Source organism: Zoogloea oryzae, assembly GCF_030161255.1.
Lineage (GTDB): Bacteria > Pseudomonadota > Gammaproteobacteria > Burkholderiales > Rhodocyclaceae > Zoogloea > Zoogloea oryzae.
Window position 1 is genome coordinate 1 of the sequence record NZ_BSPX01000077.1, and the last position, 20,108, is coordinate 20,108.

Here is a 20,108-nt window from a genome sequence, read left to right on the forward strand (position 1 = left end):
CTGGCCGCGGTGGCGCTGGCGCCCGCCCCGGCGATGGCGTTGAGGGCGCCGCCGGCTTCGCGGGCGTTGCCGGTGTGGGCGAAGGCCTCCAGCGGCCGGCCGGTGACGGTGATCGTCACGGTGGTGGCGCTGCCGTCGGTGGTGGTGAGGTGGAAGACCTCCTGCTTGCTCTCGCCGGTGCCCAGCGCCTGCAGCGCCGTGGCCTGGCCGACGCGGCCGGCCAGGGAGTTGGCGCCGGCCACGGTGTAGGACCAGGAGCCGTCGGCGCTGAGGGTGAGGGAGCCGAAGCTGCCGTCGAGGATGACCGGCGTAAAGACGGCCAGGCCCGACGTGAGGGACGGGTAGGCGATGCGCCCGGTGGCCGTCTGGGTGGTGCCGTCGAGCACCTCGCCGGTGCCGGTGAGCTTGTATTCGGTGACGCTGCCGTCGGTACCGCCGCCGGTGCCACCCGTTCCGCCGGTTCCGCCCGTGCCACCCGTACCGCCGGAGCCGTCGTCGGGGGTGGTCGTGCCGGCCACGACGATGCCGTCGACGGTGTCGGGGAGCGTGGTGCCGTAGCCGAACTCGCCGTGGTTACCCAGCACGGTGACGCTGACCACCACGCCGTTGCCGCTGTTGGCGCCGGCGTCGATCATGCCGCTGCCCGCCAGCACGCGGTCGCCCGCGGAGATGCTGCCGATCAGGGTGTCCTGGCCGGCGCCGCCGACCACGAAGTTGTGGCCGAGGGTGCCGGAGCCGTCGGTGAGCGGCACGGTGATGGTGTCGGCCGAGGTGGCCGCGGGGGCGTCGTCAGCGCTCGTCTGGATCAGGCCGGGCACGCCGGCGCTGAAGTTAACCTGGCCGGTGTCGCCCAGCACGATGCGGGTGGCGTTGTCGGCCGCGGTGGCGCCCACGCTGTCGCTGCCGGCGCCGCCGAACAGGTAGAGCGTGCCGGCGCCGGCGGCGATGGTGTCGTTGCCGCCGCTGGCGTCGGCCAGGGTGTTGAGCTGCTCGAGACGGCCGGTGGCGGCGATGTCAAAGACCGCCGTGCCGGCGTCGCCGAAGATCATCGCGCTGTCGCCCGAGGCGGTGCTGGCCTCGATGCGGTCGCTGCCGGTGCCGCCGAAGGCGATCAGCTCGCCCGAGCCGAGGCGCAGGGTGTCGTCGCCGCCGGTGAAGGGCTGCAGCACGGTGGCAAACAGGCTTCGGTAGCGGGCGTCGGCATCGCTGGCGCTGCCGTCGCTGCGGCGGTAGTCCAGGTTGTCGCCGCTGGCCACGCCGGTGTAGCGGTTGGCAGCGCCCACGGTGAGGGTGTCGCCGCCCACGCCGCCGGCCACGATGTTGAGGTCGGTGAGGCCCGACACCGCCGGGCTGGCCGCCGCGACGGAGAGCTGCACGGTGTCGTTGCCGCCGGTGGCGAGGTCGGTGTCGAGGGTGGCGAAGCCTGTGATGCGGCCGCTGGCGTCGAGGATCACCGTGGCGTTGTCGCCGGCGATGGCCCGTTCGCGGGCGGTTTCGGGCGTGTTGCCGCTGCCCTGCACCGACGAGATGGTGACGCTGTCGGCGCCAAAGCCGCCCACGACGATCTTGTGGCCGTCGTTGGCACCGCCGCCGGCGCCCAGTTCGATGGTGTCGGCGCCGCCCTGGGCCACGCCGAAGCTGGCTGCCTGGCGCAGCACGCCGGCCGACCAGGTGAGCGCGGCGCCGTCGCCGAAGACCACGCCGTTGCCGCGGCCGGCGCGCAGGGTGTCTCCGCCCTGGCCACCGATCAGCACCGAGGTGCCGGACGTGGTTTCGAGCACGTCGCCGGCGCCGAGGTCGGGCGTGAGGGTGGCGACGCCTTCGAGGTAGGAGGTGCCGGCCGGCGCGGGCTGGCCGTTGGCCCACTGCATGGAAACCTGCGCCAGCGTGGCGCCGCTGGCCGGGGTGCCCTGGACGACCGTGAGCTGGCCGTTATCGCCGATCAGCAGCGAATCGGCGCTCTGGCCGGTGACGGTGAGGCGGTCGGCGCCGATGCCGCCGATCAGGATCGCCTGCCCCATCACGCCGGTGAGGCTGCCCGAGACACCGAAGCGCAGGGTGTCGCCGTCGCCGGTGGAGGACGACAGGTCGAGGGTCTGGGCGCCGATCAGGTCTTCGGCCTGGTTGGCGACGTTGCCGATGCCAGCGTAGCTGAAGCGCGCGTTGTCGCCGGCCGCGAGGCGGAAGGCGCTGCGGTTGGAATTGACTGCCAGGGTGTCGCGGCCGTAGCCGCCGATGAAGCTCACGTCGCCGTCGCCGATGTTCACGGTGTCGTCGCCGCCGAGGGACGGGTTGGTGCTCTCGATGCGCTGGAGCGCGCCGCCGCCCGAGGCGTCGAACGCCACCACGCCGGAGTCGCCCAGCACGATGCTGCGGTTGCTGGCGGTGGCCGCGCCGCCGGCGTCGGGCAGGTCGCTGGTGCGCAGGGTGATGTTGTCGGCCCCGGCGCCGCCGACGACGATCTTGTCGCCTCGGCCGCTGAGGATGGTGTCGGCGCCGCCGCTCTCGGGCACCGTGCTGGTGATCGAGAGGGTGGCGTAGCCGCGCGCCTTGCGCAGCAGGTCGCCGTTGTCGCCGAGGATGAGGTCGGTGGAGGCGGTCTGCTCGCGCACGGTGATGGTGTCGGCAGCCATGCCGCCCATCACCACCTGGTAGCCCAGGTCGGCGGTGGCGGCGATGGTGGCGGTGCCGAGGGTGATGCTGTCGGCGCCGCCGGTAGCGGCGATCGGGTCGATCGTACTCATGGCGGTGAGGCCGCTCTGGTCGTCGAACTCGAAGCGCGCGTTGTCGCCGGCGATGAAGCGCCCATTGCGGCCGCGGTTGCCCGTCTGGGCCGCGGCCAGCGCGGCGCCGCTGAGGCCGCCGGTGGGCACGGTGCCGGCCACGCCGACGACGCTGGTGACGCGGGCCAGGGAGCCAACCGCCCACACCGCGGCGCCGATGGCCTCGCTGGTGGCGGCGCTGCCACTGACGTTGCCGATGTTGTCGGCCTCGATCTGGATGGTGTCGGCACCAAAACCGCCGGACACGAGCTTGAAGCCTTCTTCCAGCGTGATGGTGTCGTTGCCGCCGATGACGATGTCGGTGCTGACCACGCTGCGCAGCACGCCGTTGCGGCTGACCGCGTCGTAGTCGATCTGGGCGTTGTCGCCCATCACCAGCGCGTCGCCGTCGCGGGCATGGATGATGTCGGCGCCGAAGCCGCCCACCAGCACCTTGCTGCCGTTGGCGGTGAGGATGCGGTCGTCGCCGCCCTTGTCGTTGCGGGTGGTGACCACCTGCAGCAGCTGGTTGGGCGCGCTGGCGGTGCGGGCGGCGCGCTCGATGCGGCCGTTGTCGCCCACCACGATGTCGTCGCTGACGGCCTTGCCCATGCGGTCGGCCTTGGAGACGCTGTCGTACTCGGCCGAGATCCACACCTGGTCGGCTTCCATGCCGCCAAACACGAAGTTGTAGCCCAGGTCGCCAACGCTGCTGGCGTCGCCGATGCGGATCACGTCCTGGCCACCGGTGGCGGCGATGAGGTCGGTGGTCTGGAAGACCACGAAGCCGCCGTAGCTGTCGTAGGTGATGTCCGCGTTGTCGCCCGCGATGAGGCGGGTGGACGCGCTGGTGGTGCCCACGTGGATCAGATCGTGGCCCACGCCACCGATGATGGTCTTGTCGCCGTTTGCGGTGAGCACGCGGTCATCGCCACCGAGACCGGCGGTGATGTTGGTGGAGTAGACGTGGCTCAGCAGCGTCGAGCTGTTCGGGCGGGTGATCACGCCGTTGTCGGAGAGGATTACGTCCGTCGTGGTGGCGGAGCCAAAGGTGGCGGTCGAGGTGGCCGCGTTCCAGTTGGCCGCCACGTGGATGGTGTCCACCTCCATGCCGCCGAAGATGTAGTCGGAACCGAGATCGCCGGTGCTGGCGTCAGTGCCGATCTGGATCGCGTCGATCCCGCCAGTTTCCTGCGCGACATCCAGCGTCGAGAAGCTGGTGAAGCTGCCCGGCGAGGTGTAGGTGATGTCGGCGTTGTCGCCGGCGATCAGGCGGGTCGAGGTGCTCGTCGTGCCGACGTTGATGGTGTCGTTGCCGACGCCACCGATGATGGTCTTGTCGCCGTTTGCGGTGAGCACGCGGTCATCGCCACCGAGACCGGCGGTGATGTTGGTGGACACCACGTGACTCAGCAGCGAGGAGCTGCTCGGTCGGGTGATCGCGCCGTTGTCGGAGAGGATCACGTCGGAGGTCGTCGCCGAGCCGAAGGTCGCGGTCGAGGTGGCCGCGTTCCAGCTGGCGGCGACGTAGACCGTGTCGGCCTCCATGCCGCCGAGGATGTAGTTGGAACCGAGGTCACCGGTGCTGGCCGACGTGCCGACATTGATCGCGTCGATGCCGCCGGTTTCCTGCGCGGTGTCCAGCGTCGAGAAGCTGGTGAAGCTGCCCGGCGAGGTGTAGGTGATGTCGGCGTTGTCGCCGGCGATCAGGCGGGTGGACGCTGTACTGGTGCCGACGGTGATCGTGTCGTTGCCCACGCCGCCAATGATCGTCTTGTCGCCGTTGGCGGTGACGATGCGGTCGTTGCCGCCGAGGCCGGCGGTGATCTGGGTGGAGACGACCTGGCTGAGGCGCGCGTCGCCGTCCGGGCGGGTGATGCTGCCGTTGTCGGCGACGATGACATCCACGCTGCGGGCGGCGCCCTGGGTGGTGATGCCGGTGCTCGCGTCGAAGGCGGCGGAGACCAGCAGCGTGTCGCTGCCCATGCCGCCGATGAGGTAGTTGCTGCCCAGGTGGCGGGCGATCAGGTCGTCGGGGCTGCCGACGGCGATGGTGTCGTTGCCGCCGGAGGTGGCGGCGGTGTCGGTGCTGGCGAAGGACGTGACGCTGCCGTTGGCGTCGGTGTCGATGCGGGCGTGGTCGCCGGCGATGAAGCGGGTGTTGGCGCCGCTGGAGCTGGCGGCGTTGAAACTGATGGCGTCCTGCCCTGCCCCACCGAACACGATGGCGGAGCCGCTGCCCATGCGCACGGTGTCGTCGTTGCCGGTGCCGCCGGTCTCGGCGACCGGCGCCTCCACGTAGTCGAGGAGATGGCTGCGGGTGCCGCTGAGGGCGAAGGTCAGCTTGGTCTGGCCGGCCACCGGGGTTTCGACGGTCTTGTACTGCACGGTGCCGTTGTCGGTGAGCACCACGTTGAAGCTGCTGGCCGAATCGGCGCCGTAGATGGTGTCCTTGCCGTTGCCGGCGATCAGCAGGTTGCTGCCGCTGCCCAGGTAGATGGTGTCGTTGCCGCCGCCCTTGTTGCCGAAGCTGGTGGCCGACAGGGCGCTGCGGTAGAGGAAGTCGATCTGCACCCGGCCGAGGTCGGCCAGGATGGTGTCGTTGCCTTCGCCGCTGCCGCCGATGTTGATGATGTCGCCGCCCAGGGCGCCGAGGATCACGTCGCTGCCGCTGCCGCCCTTGAGGGTCTGGGCGCCGGCGGTGGTGAGGCTGCGGTTCTCGAGGGTCTGGCCCTTCCAGATCCAGTTGCGCGCCGCGGCGCCGAACTCCGCCGCGCCCACGGCCTGCAGGCTGAGGTAGTCGGCGACGTTCTTGAGGCTGCTGTCGAGCGGACGGGTCTGGCCGGTGAGGAGGTTACCGTAGGTGACGAAGGTGTCGGCCACCAGCAGATCGTGGGCGGCCTGGCCTTCCAGCGTGTCGGTGCCGTCGTTGCCGACCAGCAGGTTGTTGCGGCCATCGCCGGTGAGGCGGTCGCCGGCGGTGCCGCCGAAGATGTTGTGGAAGGCGCGCACCTGGATGGTGGTGGCGCCGGCGCTGCCGAAGGCGCTGTTGCCCTCTTCGTTCACCTGCACAGCGCGGGTGTACTCCGAGAAGTCCAGGGTGTTGCGGGCGTTGGCGATCTCGTCGCCGCTGGCGTTGTGGTGGCGGCCGCCGTCGGTGTTGCCGATGAGGGAGCCGGTGACGGACGCGCTGTCGCGGATGCGGAAGACGTCGCTGCCCTGCCCGCCGATGATGTTCTCGAAGCCGGTGAAGCGGTAGCCACGGCCGGCGTTGTCGCCGGCGTCCTTCATGGCCTGGGCGGTGGAGGACGAGAAGGAGGTCTGGGTCATGCCGCTGGCCGTGCCCTTGACCCAGCCGGCGTTGGTGCCGGTGAGGCTGACCAGCAGGTTGGCGGTGTTGCCCGACAGGTCGAGGATGTCGCCGCCAGTGCCGCCACGCATCTCGTCGATGGTGGTGGCCGAGGCCCACTGGAGGGTGTTGGTGCCGCGCAGGGCCTTGAGTTCGGTGTCGTCCACCGTGACCGCGGCCGTCTGGCGGCTGAAGTCGACGATGTTGGCGCCGCTGGTGTCGGTGATGGTGGCCTGGCCCCAGTTGCCGAGCACGCGGTAGATGTCGTCGCCGCTGCCGCCGATCATCGAGGTGGTGCCGCCGCGGGCGATGATGAGGTCGTTGCCGCCGTTGCCGCGCAGGGTGGCGGTGCCGGAGTCGGAGCCGATCAGCACGTCGTCGGCCGAGCCGCCGATCAGGGTGTCGGTGCCGCTGCCGGCGATGAAGAGCACCGGGCGGTCGAGGGCGGAAGCGTCGAAGGTGTCATTGCCCGCCCCGCTGAAGGCCTTGACCTTGGACACGCCGACGAAGGTCTTGGTGTAGGTCTGGCCGTTGGTGAGGGTGGCGGAGATGTTGACCGTGCCATCGCTGCCGCTGAGGGTGTAGCTCTCGTTGCCGTCGTCGGTGCTGCGGCGCTTGCGGTCGGCGGAGGTGTTGGTGATCGACTCCTGGCCGTCGATGCTGCCGACGCCAGAGCCGGCATTCAGGCTGAGCGTGGAGCCGGCCATGGTGCCGAGGATGGGCTTCTTGGACGCGGGATCGTGTTCCCAGGTGAACAGGGTGACGTCCATGAACGTCCATTCCCACACCCGTTCCCAGTCGAAGATCAGGAAGATGTCCACGTAGGCGGCCACGTAGGCCGAGCCGCGCAGGCTCATGGAGACCACGTCGAGGGGGTCTTCCGACACTGCGGCGATGAGCTCGGAGGCGCGGTACTTGTTGTCCTTGTTCTCGTCGTAGATGTCGAGGGTGCCGGTCAGCTTGATGCCGCCTTCGACGCCGCCGCGGATGATGAAGGCGTTGAGCTCGGCGAAGGCCACCAGCTTGGCGTCGAGGCGCACTTCGGGCAGGTCGACGCCATTGACGATGTTGTCGCTGACGTAGAAGCCGTCAAAGATATCGACGAGGTTGTGGCTGTTGAAGAATTTGCTGATGCCGTAGGTATCGAAGCCGAGCGTCAGCGAGGCGGACAGCTTGATCTCGCCGCCGATGCCCACGTAGAGGGGCGGATAGATCGGGTACGACACCCGGAAGCCGACCTTCACCTCGAGGTTCTGCGGGCTGAACAGCATCAGGTCGGCGGGCTTGCCGGTGAGCATGTTGATGACGGCCGTGAGCGGGTCGTCGAGGATCGGGAAGGTGAGCGCGTTGCCCGGCTTCTTGAGCTTGGCCTTGAAGCTGTTGAGCGCATCCATCGGGCCGACGGTCTGCTGACCGGGCACGTCGATGTTGGGTAGCCCGATGTTGATGCTGGGCAGCGAGGGCAGGCTCGGCAGGCTGATCGACCAGTCGATGCTGGGCAGCAGGTCCATCAGGCTGATGGACGGCAGCCACACGTCGGGCATCGTGACTTCGACGACCTTCGACGAATCGACGAGGGCCGACAGCAGGCCGGCGTCGCTGATGATGCTGCTCCAGCCCAGGTCGGTGTGGCTGGTCTGTTCCCAGGTGAATTCCTTGCCGAGGCCAACCCAATGCACGGTCGGCCACTTGACGCGGACGGTGGGCAGGAAGGCGCTGATGCCCGGCAGGGCCACGTTGAACGACGCACCGGTGAGGTCGATCGTCTGGATGGTGGAGGCGCTGACGAAGGACTCCACGGCGGTCGGCCAGTGGATCTCCACCTCGCCGCCGGCGGCCCATTCCCAGGTGTGGCTGCCGATGGCCCAGGTCATCTTGGGCAGCAGCACCTTGAGGCGCGGCAGCAGATCCGGCGTGAGGTCGATGTCGGGCATCACCACCGTCACGTCGAAGCGCGGGGCGAAGTTGCCGCTGAGGATGTCGGACAGGCGCAGGTCGGGCCAGCCGGCCTTGATGTTGAGGGTGAACTGGGCCACGTTGCCGGCGCGGTCGAGGATGCCCGGGATGGTGAAGTTCACCGGGGTCACGTCGATGTAGGGCGCGGGCACCTTCACGTCGGCATTGAGCGCGAAGTCGAAGGACAGGGCCGGCATGTTGCCCTTGAAGATCTCGAGCAGCGTGGTGTCCGTCTTCCAGCCCACGCCGGCGCTGAGGCTGAACTCCAGGTCGCCGTCCTTGACGGCCACGTCGGCCAGGTTGAGATAGGGCAGATCCACCGGCACGTCGATGTTGGGGATGCCGGGCAGCGCCGGCAGGGCCGCGAGGTTGAGCTTGCGGTCCTTGGTGCCGGAAACGATCAGCGACTGGGCGACCGGGATCAGCATCCGCGCGGCGCTGGTGGGCAGGCCGTCGATGACTTCCAGCAGCCGCACCATGGCGATGATGAAATCCACCCGCGACACGCCGCCGAACAGCGCCGACATGTCGGAGGCCAGATCGACCACCGAGTAGTCGCGGCCCATGAGGTCGGACAGGCCGGGGATGGGCGTGGTGAGCGCGTTGATCACCGGCATGATCGGATCGGTGACGTCCTGGATGACCTTGACGATGGGGTTCAGGAAGCGGGTGAAGAAGGTGCCGGCGTCCAGATACACGTCCGAGAACCAGATGCTCGGGGCGCCGACCTTGAACAGCTTGTCGTAGCCCGAGGCGAAGAACTGGTCGATCTTCTGGACGTACTGGTTCTTGTTGTTGGCCATCCACGTCATGTGGAAGTCGCCGAGGATGGACGGCAGGTAGCCCTCGCCGCCGATGGAGACGCCCAGCTCCATGTGGAGGTTGATCTGGGCCTTGGCGTCCCAATCGACCTTGATGAGGTCGGCCAGCTTGGCGTTGCTGATGTCGGTGTAGGTGAGGCGGCCGTTGGTGAAGCCCGACAGCGCCGAGATGCCGAACAGGCCGACATCCTTCAGGTCGACCCCGAAGTGCAGTTGCAGGCGGGTGCGCGAACCGTTGGCGCCGCTGTCGCCGTCGAACATCGAGGTGGTGCGACCGTAGTTGGCGGAAAGCGGGTCGGGCAGACGGCCCATGGAGTCGGTGCCGCTGCCCCAGATGCCCGTGTCGTTGTCGCGAATCCAGCCATCCCAGTTGTCGGTCATCGTGCCGTTCAGGAAGAACAGCTGTGCGTCGAGCCGGGCCGGGGTGTTGCCGGCGCCCGGGGCGAGGTACACGTCGACGGTGGCCTGCAGCTCCTTCACCGCGGCGGTCTGGCCGGGCTTGCCCACCAGCCACAGGTTGTCGATGTAGGCGTCGTGGACGTTGTCGGAAACGCCGGTGGCGACGCCCTTCTTGGCCGGATCGGCGCTGTAGGTGGTCACCTGGCCGATGCCGGCGTTGCCGGGCATGTTGGTAACGACGTAAAAGCCATCGGTCAGGTCGACGCCGAAGCCGAGGTACAGATCCCAGTTGAGGGTGAGGCCGATGCCGCCGGCGAGGCTCAGGTTGACGCCGGGCACGCCCATGTCGAAGGACAGGTCGAGGCTGGGGGTGTAGGTCTGGCCCAGGTTCATCCGGAACTGGATGGCCGTGCTCTGGTTGATCGCCACCTGGGCGGCCACCTCGGCGGCCTGCGCCTGGATGGCCTGCTTGAATTCGGTGAGCACCGCCTTCGGCACGTAGTGGGTGCCGTTGACGAGGTTGGCCTTGAGCACCGCGGCATCCGCCGCCAGCGCGCCATTGGAGGGCCGGAAGCTGTCGGCCACGTCGGTGAGCACCGCGGCGGTGACGCCGGCGCCGAAAACATCGGTGAGCAGGTGCTGGTAGTCGTAGCCGTCGGCCGCCTTGTCGGCGATGAAGGTGACGATCTTGGTGAGGCTGTTGAAGAAGGACGGCGACTCGGCGATGCCGCCGAAGAGGCTGATGAGATCGCTGGCGGTGGCATTGACGCTCTCGATGGCGTCGGCGATGTTGTCGACGATGCGCTGCAGGCTCTGGTCGAGCACCACCTGGCCGGCCTCGCCCACGTAGCAGGGCGTGCCGTCGTCGTGATAGACGATGTTGCCGTCGGCGTCGCGCTTGACCTGGTTGATGCCCGAGGTGACCCACGCGGTACGCTGGCCGGCGATGACCGCCGGAATCGGGTTGCCCTCGCTCACGCCCAGGTATTCGGCCAGGGCGGGGTCGAGCTCCGGCTGGCTGAAGCCGGCGAGATACTCGACGACGATGTCGTCGGGCGTGATGAGCTGGTCGCCGTTGTAGTCGCGCAGGAAGTTGAGGAAGACGTTGCTGGAGAGCTCGCTCGCCTGAATGATCGAATCGCCGTTGGTGTCGGTGGTGAGCATGTCGAACAGGCTCATCCGCAGGGCGTTGTCGAGCCCGCCGTACACGTCCACCGCGTTGGCGAGCGCCGTCTTGATGGCATCGACCACGTTGCCGCGCAGATCGGCGACGAACTGGGTGGCGTCCTTCAGCTGGTCGCCGATGATGGGCAGGTCGAGCACGCTGCTGAAGGCGTCGAGGCCTTTCTGGATGCTCTCGAGCACCTTGTCGACGGTATCGACGATGATGGTCGGGTCGCGCAGCAGGAAGATCAGCGGGCCGTTGATCGGGTTGGTCTCGTCGCAGCTCTCGCCAATGGCGGCCTTGAGCACCTGGCCCAGTTGCACCTGCCAGTATTCGAAGTCCGGCAGCACGAGGCTGATGTCGTAGCCGGCCGAGGACGGATTGGTGCTGCTGCCGCTGCCGAACAGGCTGCCGCTGCCCACCGACACGCCGGACGGCGTGGTGCTGGCGCCGGCGCCCTCGGTGGACGACACATACGGATCGGGGTTGGTGACGGCGAGGCTGCCCTCGTTGTCGTTATCCACCGGCGCGCCTTCCGGCGTGGAGGTGCCGCTGCCGGCCGAGATCACCGGCCGCGCGGGCAGCACGGCCTGGGCGACCTGGCTGGAGATCACGGTGTGGCTGTCGCTGGCCTCGATGCCGTCGAGGAGCGTGAAGCCGCCGGCGCCACCCATCTTGGCGAAGCTGTCGCCCAGGTTGCGGTAGGCGATCTCCATCTTGCCCAGGGGCAGCGGGTTGATGAAGCCGTCGATCTGCTCCATCGCCAGCTGGCCGAGCTGGTCGGAGACCTGCAGGGTCATGGGCAGCGTGGCGGATGCACTGCCGTCGAAGAACACGTCGAAGTTGGAGGCCTTGAGGGCGGTGGCGTCGGCGTCATCCAGTGCGCCGTAGTTGCGCAGGTAGAGCCGGCCGTCTGCGGCGCCGTCGCTGGCATCCGACTGGAGGGTGAAGCCGCTGCCCGAGGCCACCGTGACCGTCGCGCTGCCGCCGGCGATGCCGAGCCGGTAGATGCCCTGGCTGGATTCGAAGTTCATCCCCGTGCCGGTGGCCGTGAGGGCATCCAGACGGGCGAAGGTGCCGGTGTCGCCGGCGAGGCCGGCCGCGCCTGCGGCAACGTGATCGTAGAGGAACAGCCGGCCCTTGCTGGCGGTGTTGCTCAGGTCGATGCCGAAATCCAGGTTGAAGGTGAGGTCGGCGTGCAGCTGCAGCTTGGCGGCGCCGGCGGCGTCCTTGATCCGGGTGATCGAGCCCACCAGCCCGGCGAGCATGGCCTGCTGGGTGGGCGAGAAGAGGTTGAGGAGCGCTTCGTCGTTGAAGATCAGCTCCAGCGAGACGGCCTTGTCGATGAGCACTCGGTAGGGCAGCGTGATGCGCAGGGCTTCGCTGCCGCTGGTGCTGTCGAGGGCCAGGCCGATGGACGCGGCCTCGACGCCGAAGGCGGTGGCGAGGGCCGCCTGCAGGCCGTTGAGGCCGATCGTGCCCTGGTTGGCGAGGGCGTTGTCGATGCTGGCGAAGCGGGTGGCGAAGTCGAAGATGTCGGAGATGCTGGTGCCCAGCAGGGGCAGCGCGCGGCCGAGTTCGCCAAAGGCGCCGAGCTGGCCCATGTCGCCCACGAGGCTGCCGAGCTGGCCGAGATCGGCGGTGATGTCGGCCCAGGAGACGTCCTTGAGCGGGGTGAGCACGCCCAGCCCGTTGTCGGGCACCACGGTGACGGTGGCTTCGGCTTCGGCGCCGGCAAACAGCGCCGCGGTGTTGCTGACCGAGATGGTGATGGTGGTGGCCGGCACGAGGCCGTCGGCACTGATCGCGGCCGGGGTGAGGACGCCGATGCCCGAGAACTGCAGGCTCGCCACCGGGGCGCTGCCCACGGTGCCGGCGGCGTTGCGGTAGGCCGGCGCGGTGATGAAGTCCGCGTCGAGCAGTCGCCCGGCGATGGCGAGGTTCTTGAGGGTGATCGTCTTGGCGGTCACCACCCCGCCCTTGAGGGTGAGCGCGCCGCTGCCCTGCCCCACCAGATCGGTGGCGGCGATCAGGGTGTCGATGTTGGCCTGGACGGTGGCGTCGTTGGTGTTGCTGCGGGCCGAGGCGAGGGCCTGGTCGATGGCGTCGGAGACGCTGGTCACCAGATCGGCCAGCGAGCGGTTGTCGGTGGTGTCGGCGCTGCGCACGAGCACGTCCACCGGGTTGGCGAGGCCCGCCACCGCAACGGACAGGCGCAGGTCGGTGGCGAGCTGGCCGGTGGCGGCGTCGTAGATCTGGGCGGCGTTGCCGGCCAGGGTGAGCGTGGTGGTGGGCGCGGTGAAGGTGAGCACCCGCAGCGGGCTGGCCACGGTGCCGGTGTCGGTGACGCTGACGAAGGTGTGGGCGGCGTACGGATCGCTGCCCAGCTGGCTCACCAGCGCGGCGTGGATGGCGGCATCCACGTCGGTGGCGAGGTCGTCGATGGTGCTGTTGGTGCTGGTGGCCGCCTTGGTGACCACCACGTCGAGCACGCTGGTGCCGACGGTGACCGACAGGCCCACGTCACGCAGCAGCCGGCCGTTGCTCTGGAACGGGGCGGCGGTGGCGGAGACGTCGCTGGAAGTGGTGAGATCGCCCCCGAGGCCGAGCAGCGCGGTCTGGCTGGCGGCGGAGTCGTACAGGTCGTTCAGGCTGATGCGGTCGTGGGCGGCGCCGGCGAGGCCATTGCGCAGGCTGAAGGCCATGCTGCCGCCGTAGTCGGTCTTGAGCTTGGTGAAGCTCAGGTCGAGCATGCCCAGGGTGGCCTGCCCGGCGCTGGCGAGGGTGGCCGGCGTGCTGCCCACCTGGCCGTGGACGACGGCCGAGTAGCTGGCGGCGACGCTGGCGTCCTGCAGGAACACATAGGCGCCGTTGGTGGTGGCGAACTGCCCCGGGGTGAAGCCCAGCTCGGTGGTGGCGGTGTCGCGGCCGCTGATGAGGATCTGCAGCGAGGCCACCTTGGACGACTGGGTGACGAGCTCGATCTGCCCGTTGTTGAAAATGGCCTGGACCACATCGCCTAGCGTGGCGAAGCCCAGCCCGGCGGTGCCCAGGTAGGCGTGGCTGGTCACCGATACCGCGTTGATGGCGGCGTTGATGTCGGCCACCAGATTGGCGATGGAGGTGTTGCTGGCATCCGCCGGCACCGTCACCGAGATCGCGTCGGACTGATCCACCTTGAGCTGGAAGTGCGCCGCAGCGGACAGCTTGCCGTCGGTGGCCAGGGTGACGGCCTTGGAAGACGGATAGACCGCGGTGGTCTTGAAGCCGAACAGCATCTGCAGTGGGTCCAGCGAGTCGGCGATGACCAGCCCGGCGTTGCTGACCGGCACGCCAAAGCTCATCTGGAGCTGGTTGGCCGAGCTGAGCCCGACCTTCACCGCTTCACCCAGGTTGCTGAAGCCCAGCCGGTCGAGCACGCCGCCGGAGAGCGCAGCCTTGGCATTGATCACAGCCTGGATGTCGGCGACCAGATCGGCGCGGGTGGTGTTGGTGCTGGTGTTTGCCGAGTCGAGGGTGAGGTCGTAGGACTCGCCGTCGAAGACCAGCGAGAAGCTGGAGGTGCCGTAGGGGGGTAGCCCCAAGGGGCCGGCGCTCCATTTGACCAGCGTCTTGTCGGTGGCGTTGGCGGTGATGGTGCCGCCGTAGGAGCCCGCCGCGCGCAGGGCGAAGGTGTTGAGGCTGCTGAAATCCAGCCCGATCTTGGTCTGGAAGGCGGTGTTCGAGGTGAAGTCGAGGGTGGTGTCGGCGTTGAGGGCCGACAGCTCGCCGATCTGCTCGCCAAGGCTGATCGCAATGGCTTCGGTGGATTCCGGCAGCGCCAGCTTGACGCTGAAGGTGAGGCTGCGGGTGGCGGCGTCGTAAGCCGGGCTGACCGACAGGCCGCTGGCGCTGATCGCCTGCTGGAAGCGGGCCATCAGCTCGTTGAGGGTGGCGAAGCGGGTGACGCCGGCGATCTGGAACTCCTGCCCGGCAACCGCCAGGCCGAGGCGCGCCATCGAGCCGTAGGTGGAACCGCTGGGCGACGTGAGGGCGAGGGAATTCACGCGCATCTGCGGCATGTCCTCGCCGGCCAGGGCGCCGGTGAATTCGATGTCCCAGGTGTCGGCGCGGCCGCCCACGGCGGTGACCGTCACGTCGCCGGTGCCGAGCGCGGGCTTCCACAGCTTGAGCATGTTCACCACCGCCGTCTTGATGGTGGCGGCGTCGCTGCCGTAGGCGATGGATTCGGTCTGGTAGAACAGGGCGTCGAGGGTGGCGCCGAGGGAGAAGCTGCCGCCGCTCACGTTGGCGAGGGACAGGCGCTGGATCTCGTTGGCGGCCGGGGTGCTGCCGACGGCGTCGGCGGCGGTCTGGCGGGTCTCGACGACGGCCAGGGCCGGGGCGCGGCTGGCCCAGCCGGTGGTCTCGACGGTCATCGCGGCGTAGGCGCCGTAGTCGGTGGCGTTCTTTTTGCCGAAGGCGATGTCGAAGACGCGGGTGAGGTTGTCGGCGGCGTAGTCGGCCGACACATCCGCCACCGACAGGCCGGTGACGCTGGGCAGCGCGGCATGCAGCGCGCTGGCGATGTCGGCGGTGCTGGCGTTGTAGGCGATCGCGCTGGTGGTGAAGGCGTTGCCGGCGGTGTCGGTGCCCTTGAGCACGAAGGTGCCGGCGCCGCCATGCACGATAAACAGGCGCTGGACGGCCTCGGTGGAATCCGAACCGGCCGACATCTGCTGGATGGACAGGCCGCTGGAACCGGCCACCCGCAGCACGGAGAACTCGCCCGGCGTAGCCTGGGAGAGGTTGATTTTGCCCCACACCAGCCCATCGGTGCCGCGGGAGAAATCGCTGGCGGTCACGTCGATGACGCTGCCGGCCACCACGTCGGAACCGGCGATCACTTGCAGCGCCGCCTGGTCGGTGCCGGCGAGCGCGCCGGTAAATTGCACCTGGTAGAACTTGGAACGCCCGGTGACGACCACATTGCCCGCGCCCAGCACGGATTCGAGCGCCTGCTGCACCTCGATCGGCGAGGCCAGCACCGAGATCGGCCCGGTGGCCGTGCCGCTGCTGCCGAGCTTGAGCTGATAAGTGCCCGCGGTTGCGTGGATGCGCAGCACCTGCTCTTCGTCGGTGTGGGTGCTGCCATTGACGGCGAGGCCGCCCTTGAGGCTTTCGCTCACCTCGAAGAGGCTGCCCTCCCAGCCGAGCAGGCCGTTCACCGCGGTGGCGACCTTCTGGCCGACCAGCGCGGCGAGCTGGTTGATGTGGGTGAAGCCCGTCGTCTCGGACGCATTGACGGTGATGGTGATGACCGACGGACGCTCGTCCGCGGGGCGCTGGAGGTACAGGTCGAAGGCGGTGTTGCCCGCCAGCACCGGCGACACCGCGGCGCTGCCGGTAAGGCCCGACAGCAGGGTGACGGTGAGCTGCTCGTCGAGCACCTGCTGCATGGCGGCGCTGAAATCCAGCGCAGTGCCGAGCTTGACGTTGGTGAAGGGCAGCAGTGCGTCGAAGCGGCCGGAATCCCGCAGCAGCTGCAGATAGGCGCCGAGATCCTTCAGCATGCCCACCAGCTCGGTGGCGTCGAGGCTGGAGAAGGCCTGAAGCGCGCTGAAATTGGATGTGGTGAGGGTGAGCGGCGCCGGCTGGATGGACGACCAGGGCACCGAGCCGCTGACCGTCCCGCCGGCCCGGGCGAGGGCCGCCGCCGCGCCATTGACCGTGGCGGTGACGGTGGTGCTGCCCAGGGCCGTATTGACCACCAGCGTGGCCGTGGCGCCGGACCACACCTGGGCGCCTTCGTAGATCCGCGCGACGACCGAGTAGGTGTGGCCATTGACCAGCGTGAGGCTGCCCGAGGTGGGCACCGCCGAGGCGAGATCGACGGACCACAGGCCAGCTGAGGGCGTGACGGTGTAGGTGGCCGTTTTGGTGGCGTCGGCCTGGTCGGTGACCGTGACCTTGAAAGTCTGGCCAGACAGCAGCGTGGCCGCGCCGCTAAGGGTGGGCGTGAGGCTGTTGGCGGAGAGCGACTTGGCCTGCAGGCCGCCGGTGGCGACGATGAGCGAGCCGGTGGCCGAGGCGGAAACCTTGCTGCCACGTTTGATCTCGGCGGTGACGGTGTAGGTCTGGCCATTGACCAGGGTGAGCGAGCCGGACTGGACGGTGGCGCTGGCCATGTCGACGGTCCATGCGCCGTCGGCGGCCGGCGTGGCGGCGTAGCTGACGGTGTTGCTGCCGTCCGAGACGCTGACCACCAGCTGCTGGCCGCTCAGCACGGTGGCGGTGCCGCTGAGGACCGGGGTGATGCTGTTGACGGTCTTGGTGTCGAGGGTCAGGCCGCCGAAGCTCAGGCTCACATGGGGCGTGCCGCCGGCGATCGTGGACAGCGCGGTGCCGCCGATGCTCCCATCGATGTCGAAGTCGGCGCTGGCAAAGGTGTTGGGCTGGCTGCCGCTGAGGCTGATGCGGTTGTCGCTGGCCTGGTAATCCGACGCGAAGGGGCTCTTGACCGCCGTGTAGCCGAAGGGGAAGCCGGCAAAGGGCGAGCCCGGCTCGACCAGCGCAGCGGTGCCATTGAAAGCGATGGTGCCGGTGTCGAAGCGCAGCGTGCCGCTGGCCTGGGCGTCGAGCACGCCCAGCACCACGCCGGCGCTGAAGCTGTCGGACGCGGTGTGGATGCGCGTGTTGAGGGTGTTCAGCTGGACCGAGCCGATCCCGAAGTCGTAGGTGGCGGCGTAGTGGATGTCGGCCACCAGGCTGACGCCCTGCCCGCTCTGGAAATCGAAGCCCAGGGGCTTGAGCTTTTCGCCAAAGCCGAAGTGCTGCAGGAAGCTGCGCGACAGGCTGAGATTGACGGTGAGCGAGTTGCCGCTGGCCGACAGGGCGATGGACGGGCTGCCGGCGGCGTTATCCACCAGCGATTCGAGCTGGCTGTAGGCGCCACGGCCGTTGAGGTAGTCGCCGATGCGATCCATCAGCCCGCCCATGGTGGGGCTGGCGGTGGAGGCGAGGTAGTCGTCCACCACCGTGGTGTTGGCGGTGGTGCGGAAGGACAGCACGTCGCCCAGGGTGCGGCCGTCGGCGGTGCGGACGAGGCCGCTGAAGGGCAGGTCGGCCATCGGCAGCGCGTAGCCGATCTCGCTGCTCACATCCAGCTGGATGCCCAGGTTGCCGGCGGCGCGGAAGGCCGCCTGGGCGCCCGCAACGTTGATGGCGTTGGACGTGTCGCCCGTCTTGCTGGGCGTGACCGACGAGAGCAGGTAGCTGTAGCCCGCGGCGTCCGGAGCGAGGGACACCGTCTCGATGCTGCCGGTGCGGGTTTCGAGCGTCCAGTCGCCGCCCAGGGCAGCGGCGCCGGTGCGGTCGTCCGAGGCGCTGACATCGGCCCCGGTGAGGCTGGCGAGGCGATCCACAAAGGCCTGGCCGGCGGCGCCTTCGGCCACGTTGCAGCCATACAGCAGCAAATCGGCATCCCCTGCGAGGCCCGCGCGCCAGCCGGAGAGGCGGTCGGCGTAGGCGTCCAGGTTGTCGCTGCCCAGCACCGTGGTGCCGATCATCAGCTCGGCGCTTTCGCCGTGGGAGAGGATGTGCACGGCCTGCAGCGGCGCGTCCTGGTACTGGCCGAGCCAGCTGGCGATCTGGTCCACGCCGTCGCTGGCGAGGTCGAGCACCACCACCTCGACGCGCGCCTGCTCGGCCTGGCCGCGGCCCTGCAGGGCCTGGTCGAGGAGCTTGCGGTAGTCGGCCACCCGCGGGTCGACGAACACCACCTCGTTGGGGCGGGTCGATTCGGCACTCTGGCGGGCCGACTGGTCGATGAGCGACGCGGCCGCCATGCCCGACAGGTCGATGGTCTGGCTGCCTCCGCCGGATGCCAGCAGCAGCGCCTGCTGGCCCGTCAGCCGGGCCTGCTCGGCGGCATCGGTGACCACCTGCACCTCTTCGGAGGGCGGCGGCGGCAGCACCAGCGCCTCGGCCGACAGCAGCACACGGGGCTCGATGGCTTCGATCACCATCTGCTCGCGCACCTGGGGCCGCGCCTTGCGGGGGCGGCCCGCCAGCGGGATGCCGAGCATCCCGCGCAGCCGGTTGGCGGTGTTGAGGCGGAGGGTCGACTGGCGGGCCGGCGTCTTCTTCATGGTCTTCTTCCCTGCCCCGGCGGGGGCTGGTGACAGCAGTGCAGATGGCTTGCGGGGTGCGCGGGGGCGCTTACTTCAGCAGTTCGGCGAGGTCTTCCAGATCGCTGCGCGACAGGGAGCTAACCGACTGCTTGAGCTTCAGGCGGTTGAGCAGGTAGTCGTAGCGGGCCTGGAGGTAGTCGCGCTTGGCGGCGTAGTACAGGCGATAGGCATCCACCACCTGAACCACCGAGTACAGGCCGGTGCGCATGCCCTCCTCCTTGGCCTGCAGCGCGCTCTCCTGGGCCACCAGCGACTTGCGCAGCGCCGACAGGGTCTGGGCGCTGGACTGCACGCCGAGCAGCGCGGAGCGGGCCAGCCGCTCGGTCTTGCGGGATTCCTGGTCCTGCTCTTCGCGGGCCTTGTCCTGGCGGGCGACGGATTCACGCACCAGCGAGCTGGTCATGCCGCCTTCGAAGATCGGCATGTTGAGGCGCACGCCCAGTTCGGTGTTCTGGATCTTGCTGGAGCCGCCGAACAGCGAGCCCTGGCTGTCGTTGTAGCTGTGGCTGGCCACCAGGCTGAGGGTGGGCAGGTAGCCGGCCTTCTGGCGCTTGACCTCCAGCGCAGCGATCTCAGTGGCCATCGCGCGGGCCTGCAGGGCGAGGTTCTGGTTGAGGGCCGCGGCCACCCACGGCTCGACCTGGGCCGGCTGGGGCGAAGCCGGGTCGATGTCCCCGACAAAGGGCTTGAGGCTCTGCACGTCGGAACCGACGATCTCCTTGAGCGCGGCGCGGGCGTCCTCGAGGCGGTTGCGGGCTTCCACCTCGCGGGCCTGGGTAAGGGCGAAGCGGCCTTCGGTCTCGTGCAACTGGGTGACGGTGCCGAGGCCCGACGCCAGCCGCACGCGAGCCTGCTCGGCCTGCTTCTCGGTGGCCTCGCGCTCGGCCCGGGCCAGCTCCAGCCCATCCTGGGCGGCGAGCTGGGTGAGGTAGGCGGCGGCGACGCGGACGATCAGGTCCTGCTCGGCCGCCACCAGGGCCAAGCGCGACTGCTCGACGGAGATCCTGGCCTGCTCCATCTTCACCCACGCCGGCGCCTTGATGATGGGCTGGGTGATGGTGATGACGTGGGAGATGACCGGGTAGCGCTGGGTCTGGCCCTGCACCGCCTTGTAGGCGTCGATCGTCGAACTGATGATCTTCTGGTTTTCGCTGTTGCGCTGGAAGTCGTAGGTGGCCGTGGGCAGGTAGGCCGCTCGCGCCTGGGGCGTGGCTTCGGAGTTGGCCACGAAGTCGGCCTTCGCGGCACGGTACTTCGGGTCTTTCTCGAGGCCCAGGGTGAGGGTTTCCATCAGGCCGACCGACTGCAGGCCGGGCTGGCTGATCCGCGCCACGTCGTCGCCCGCGGGCACGCTGTCGAGCATCACCGGGCGCATGCTGCGCACCGGGCCGAGGGGCTCGCGCCCCACCGTCAGATCGAGGGGCTGGGCCGCCGGCGCAGCCTGGCCGGAAACCGGCGGGGCGACGGCGATGGCGGGGCTCCGCC

At 69.1% G+C, this 20,108-nt stretch carries 2 protein-coding genes; both read right to left on the minus strand.

Annotated features, from left to right (window positions below; translation table 11 throughout):
* Window positions 1-18,581: DUF4347 domain-containing protein (locus tag QQK25_RS19075; protein WP_284189372.1), on the minus strand; the 18,581-nt coding region annotated here is incomplete at its 3' end.
* A gap of 70 nt (window positions 18,582-18,651) precedes the next feature.
* A partial coding sequence (locus QQK25_RS19080) for a TolC family outer membrane protein (RefSeq protein WP_284189373.1) occupies window positions 18,652-20,108 on the minus strand: 1,457 nt, incomplete at its 5' end.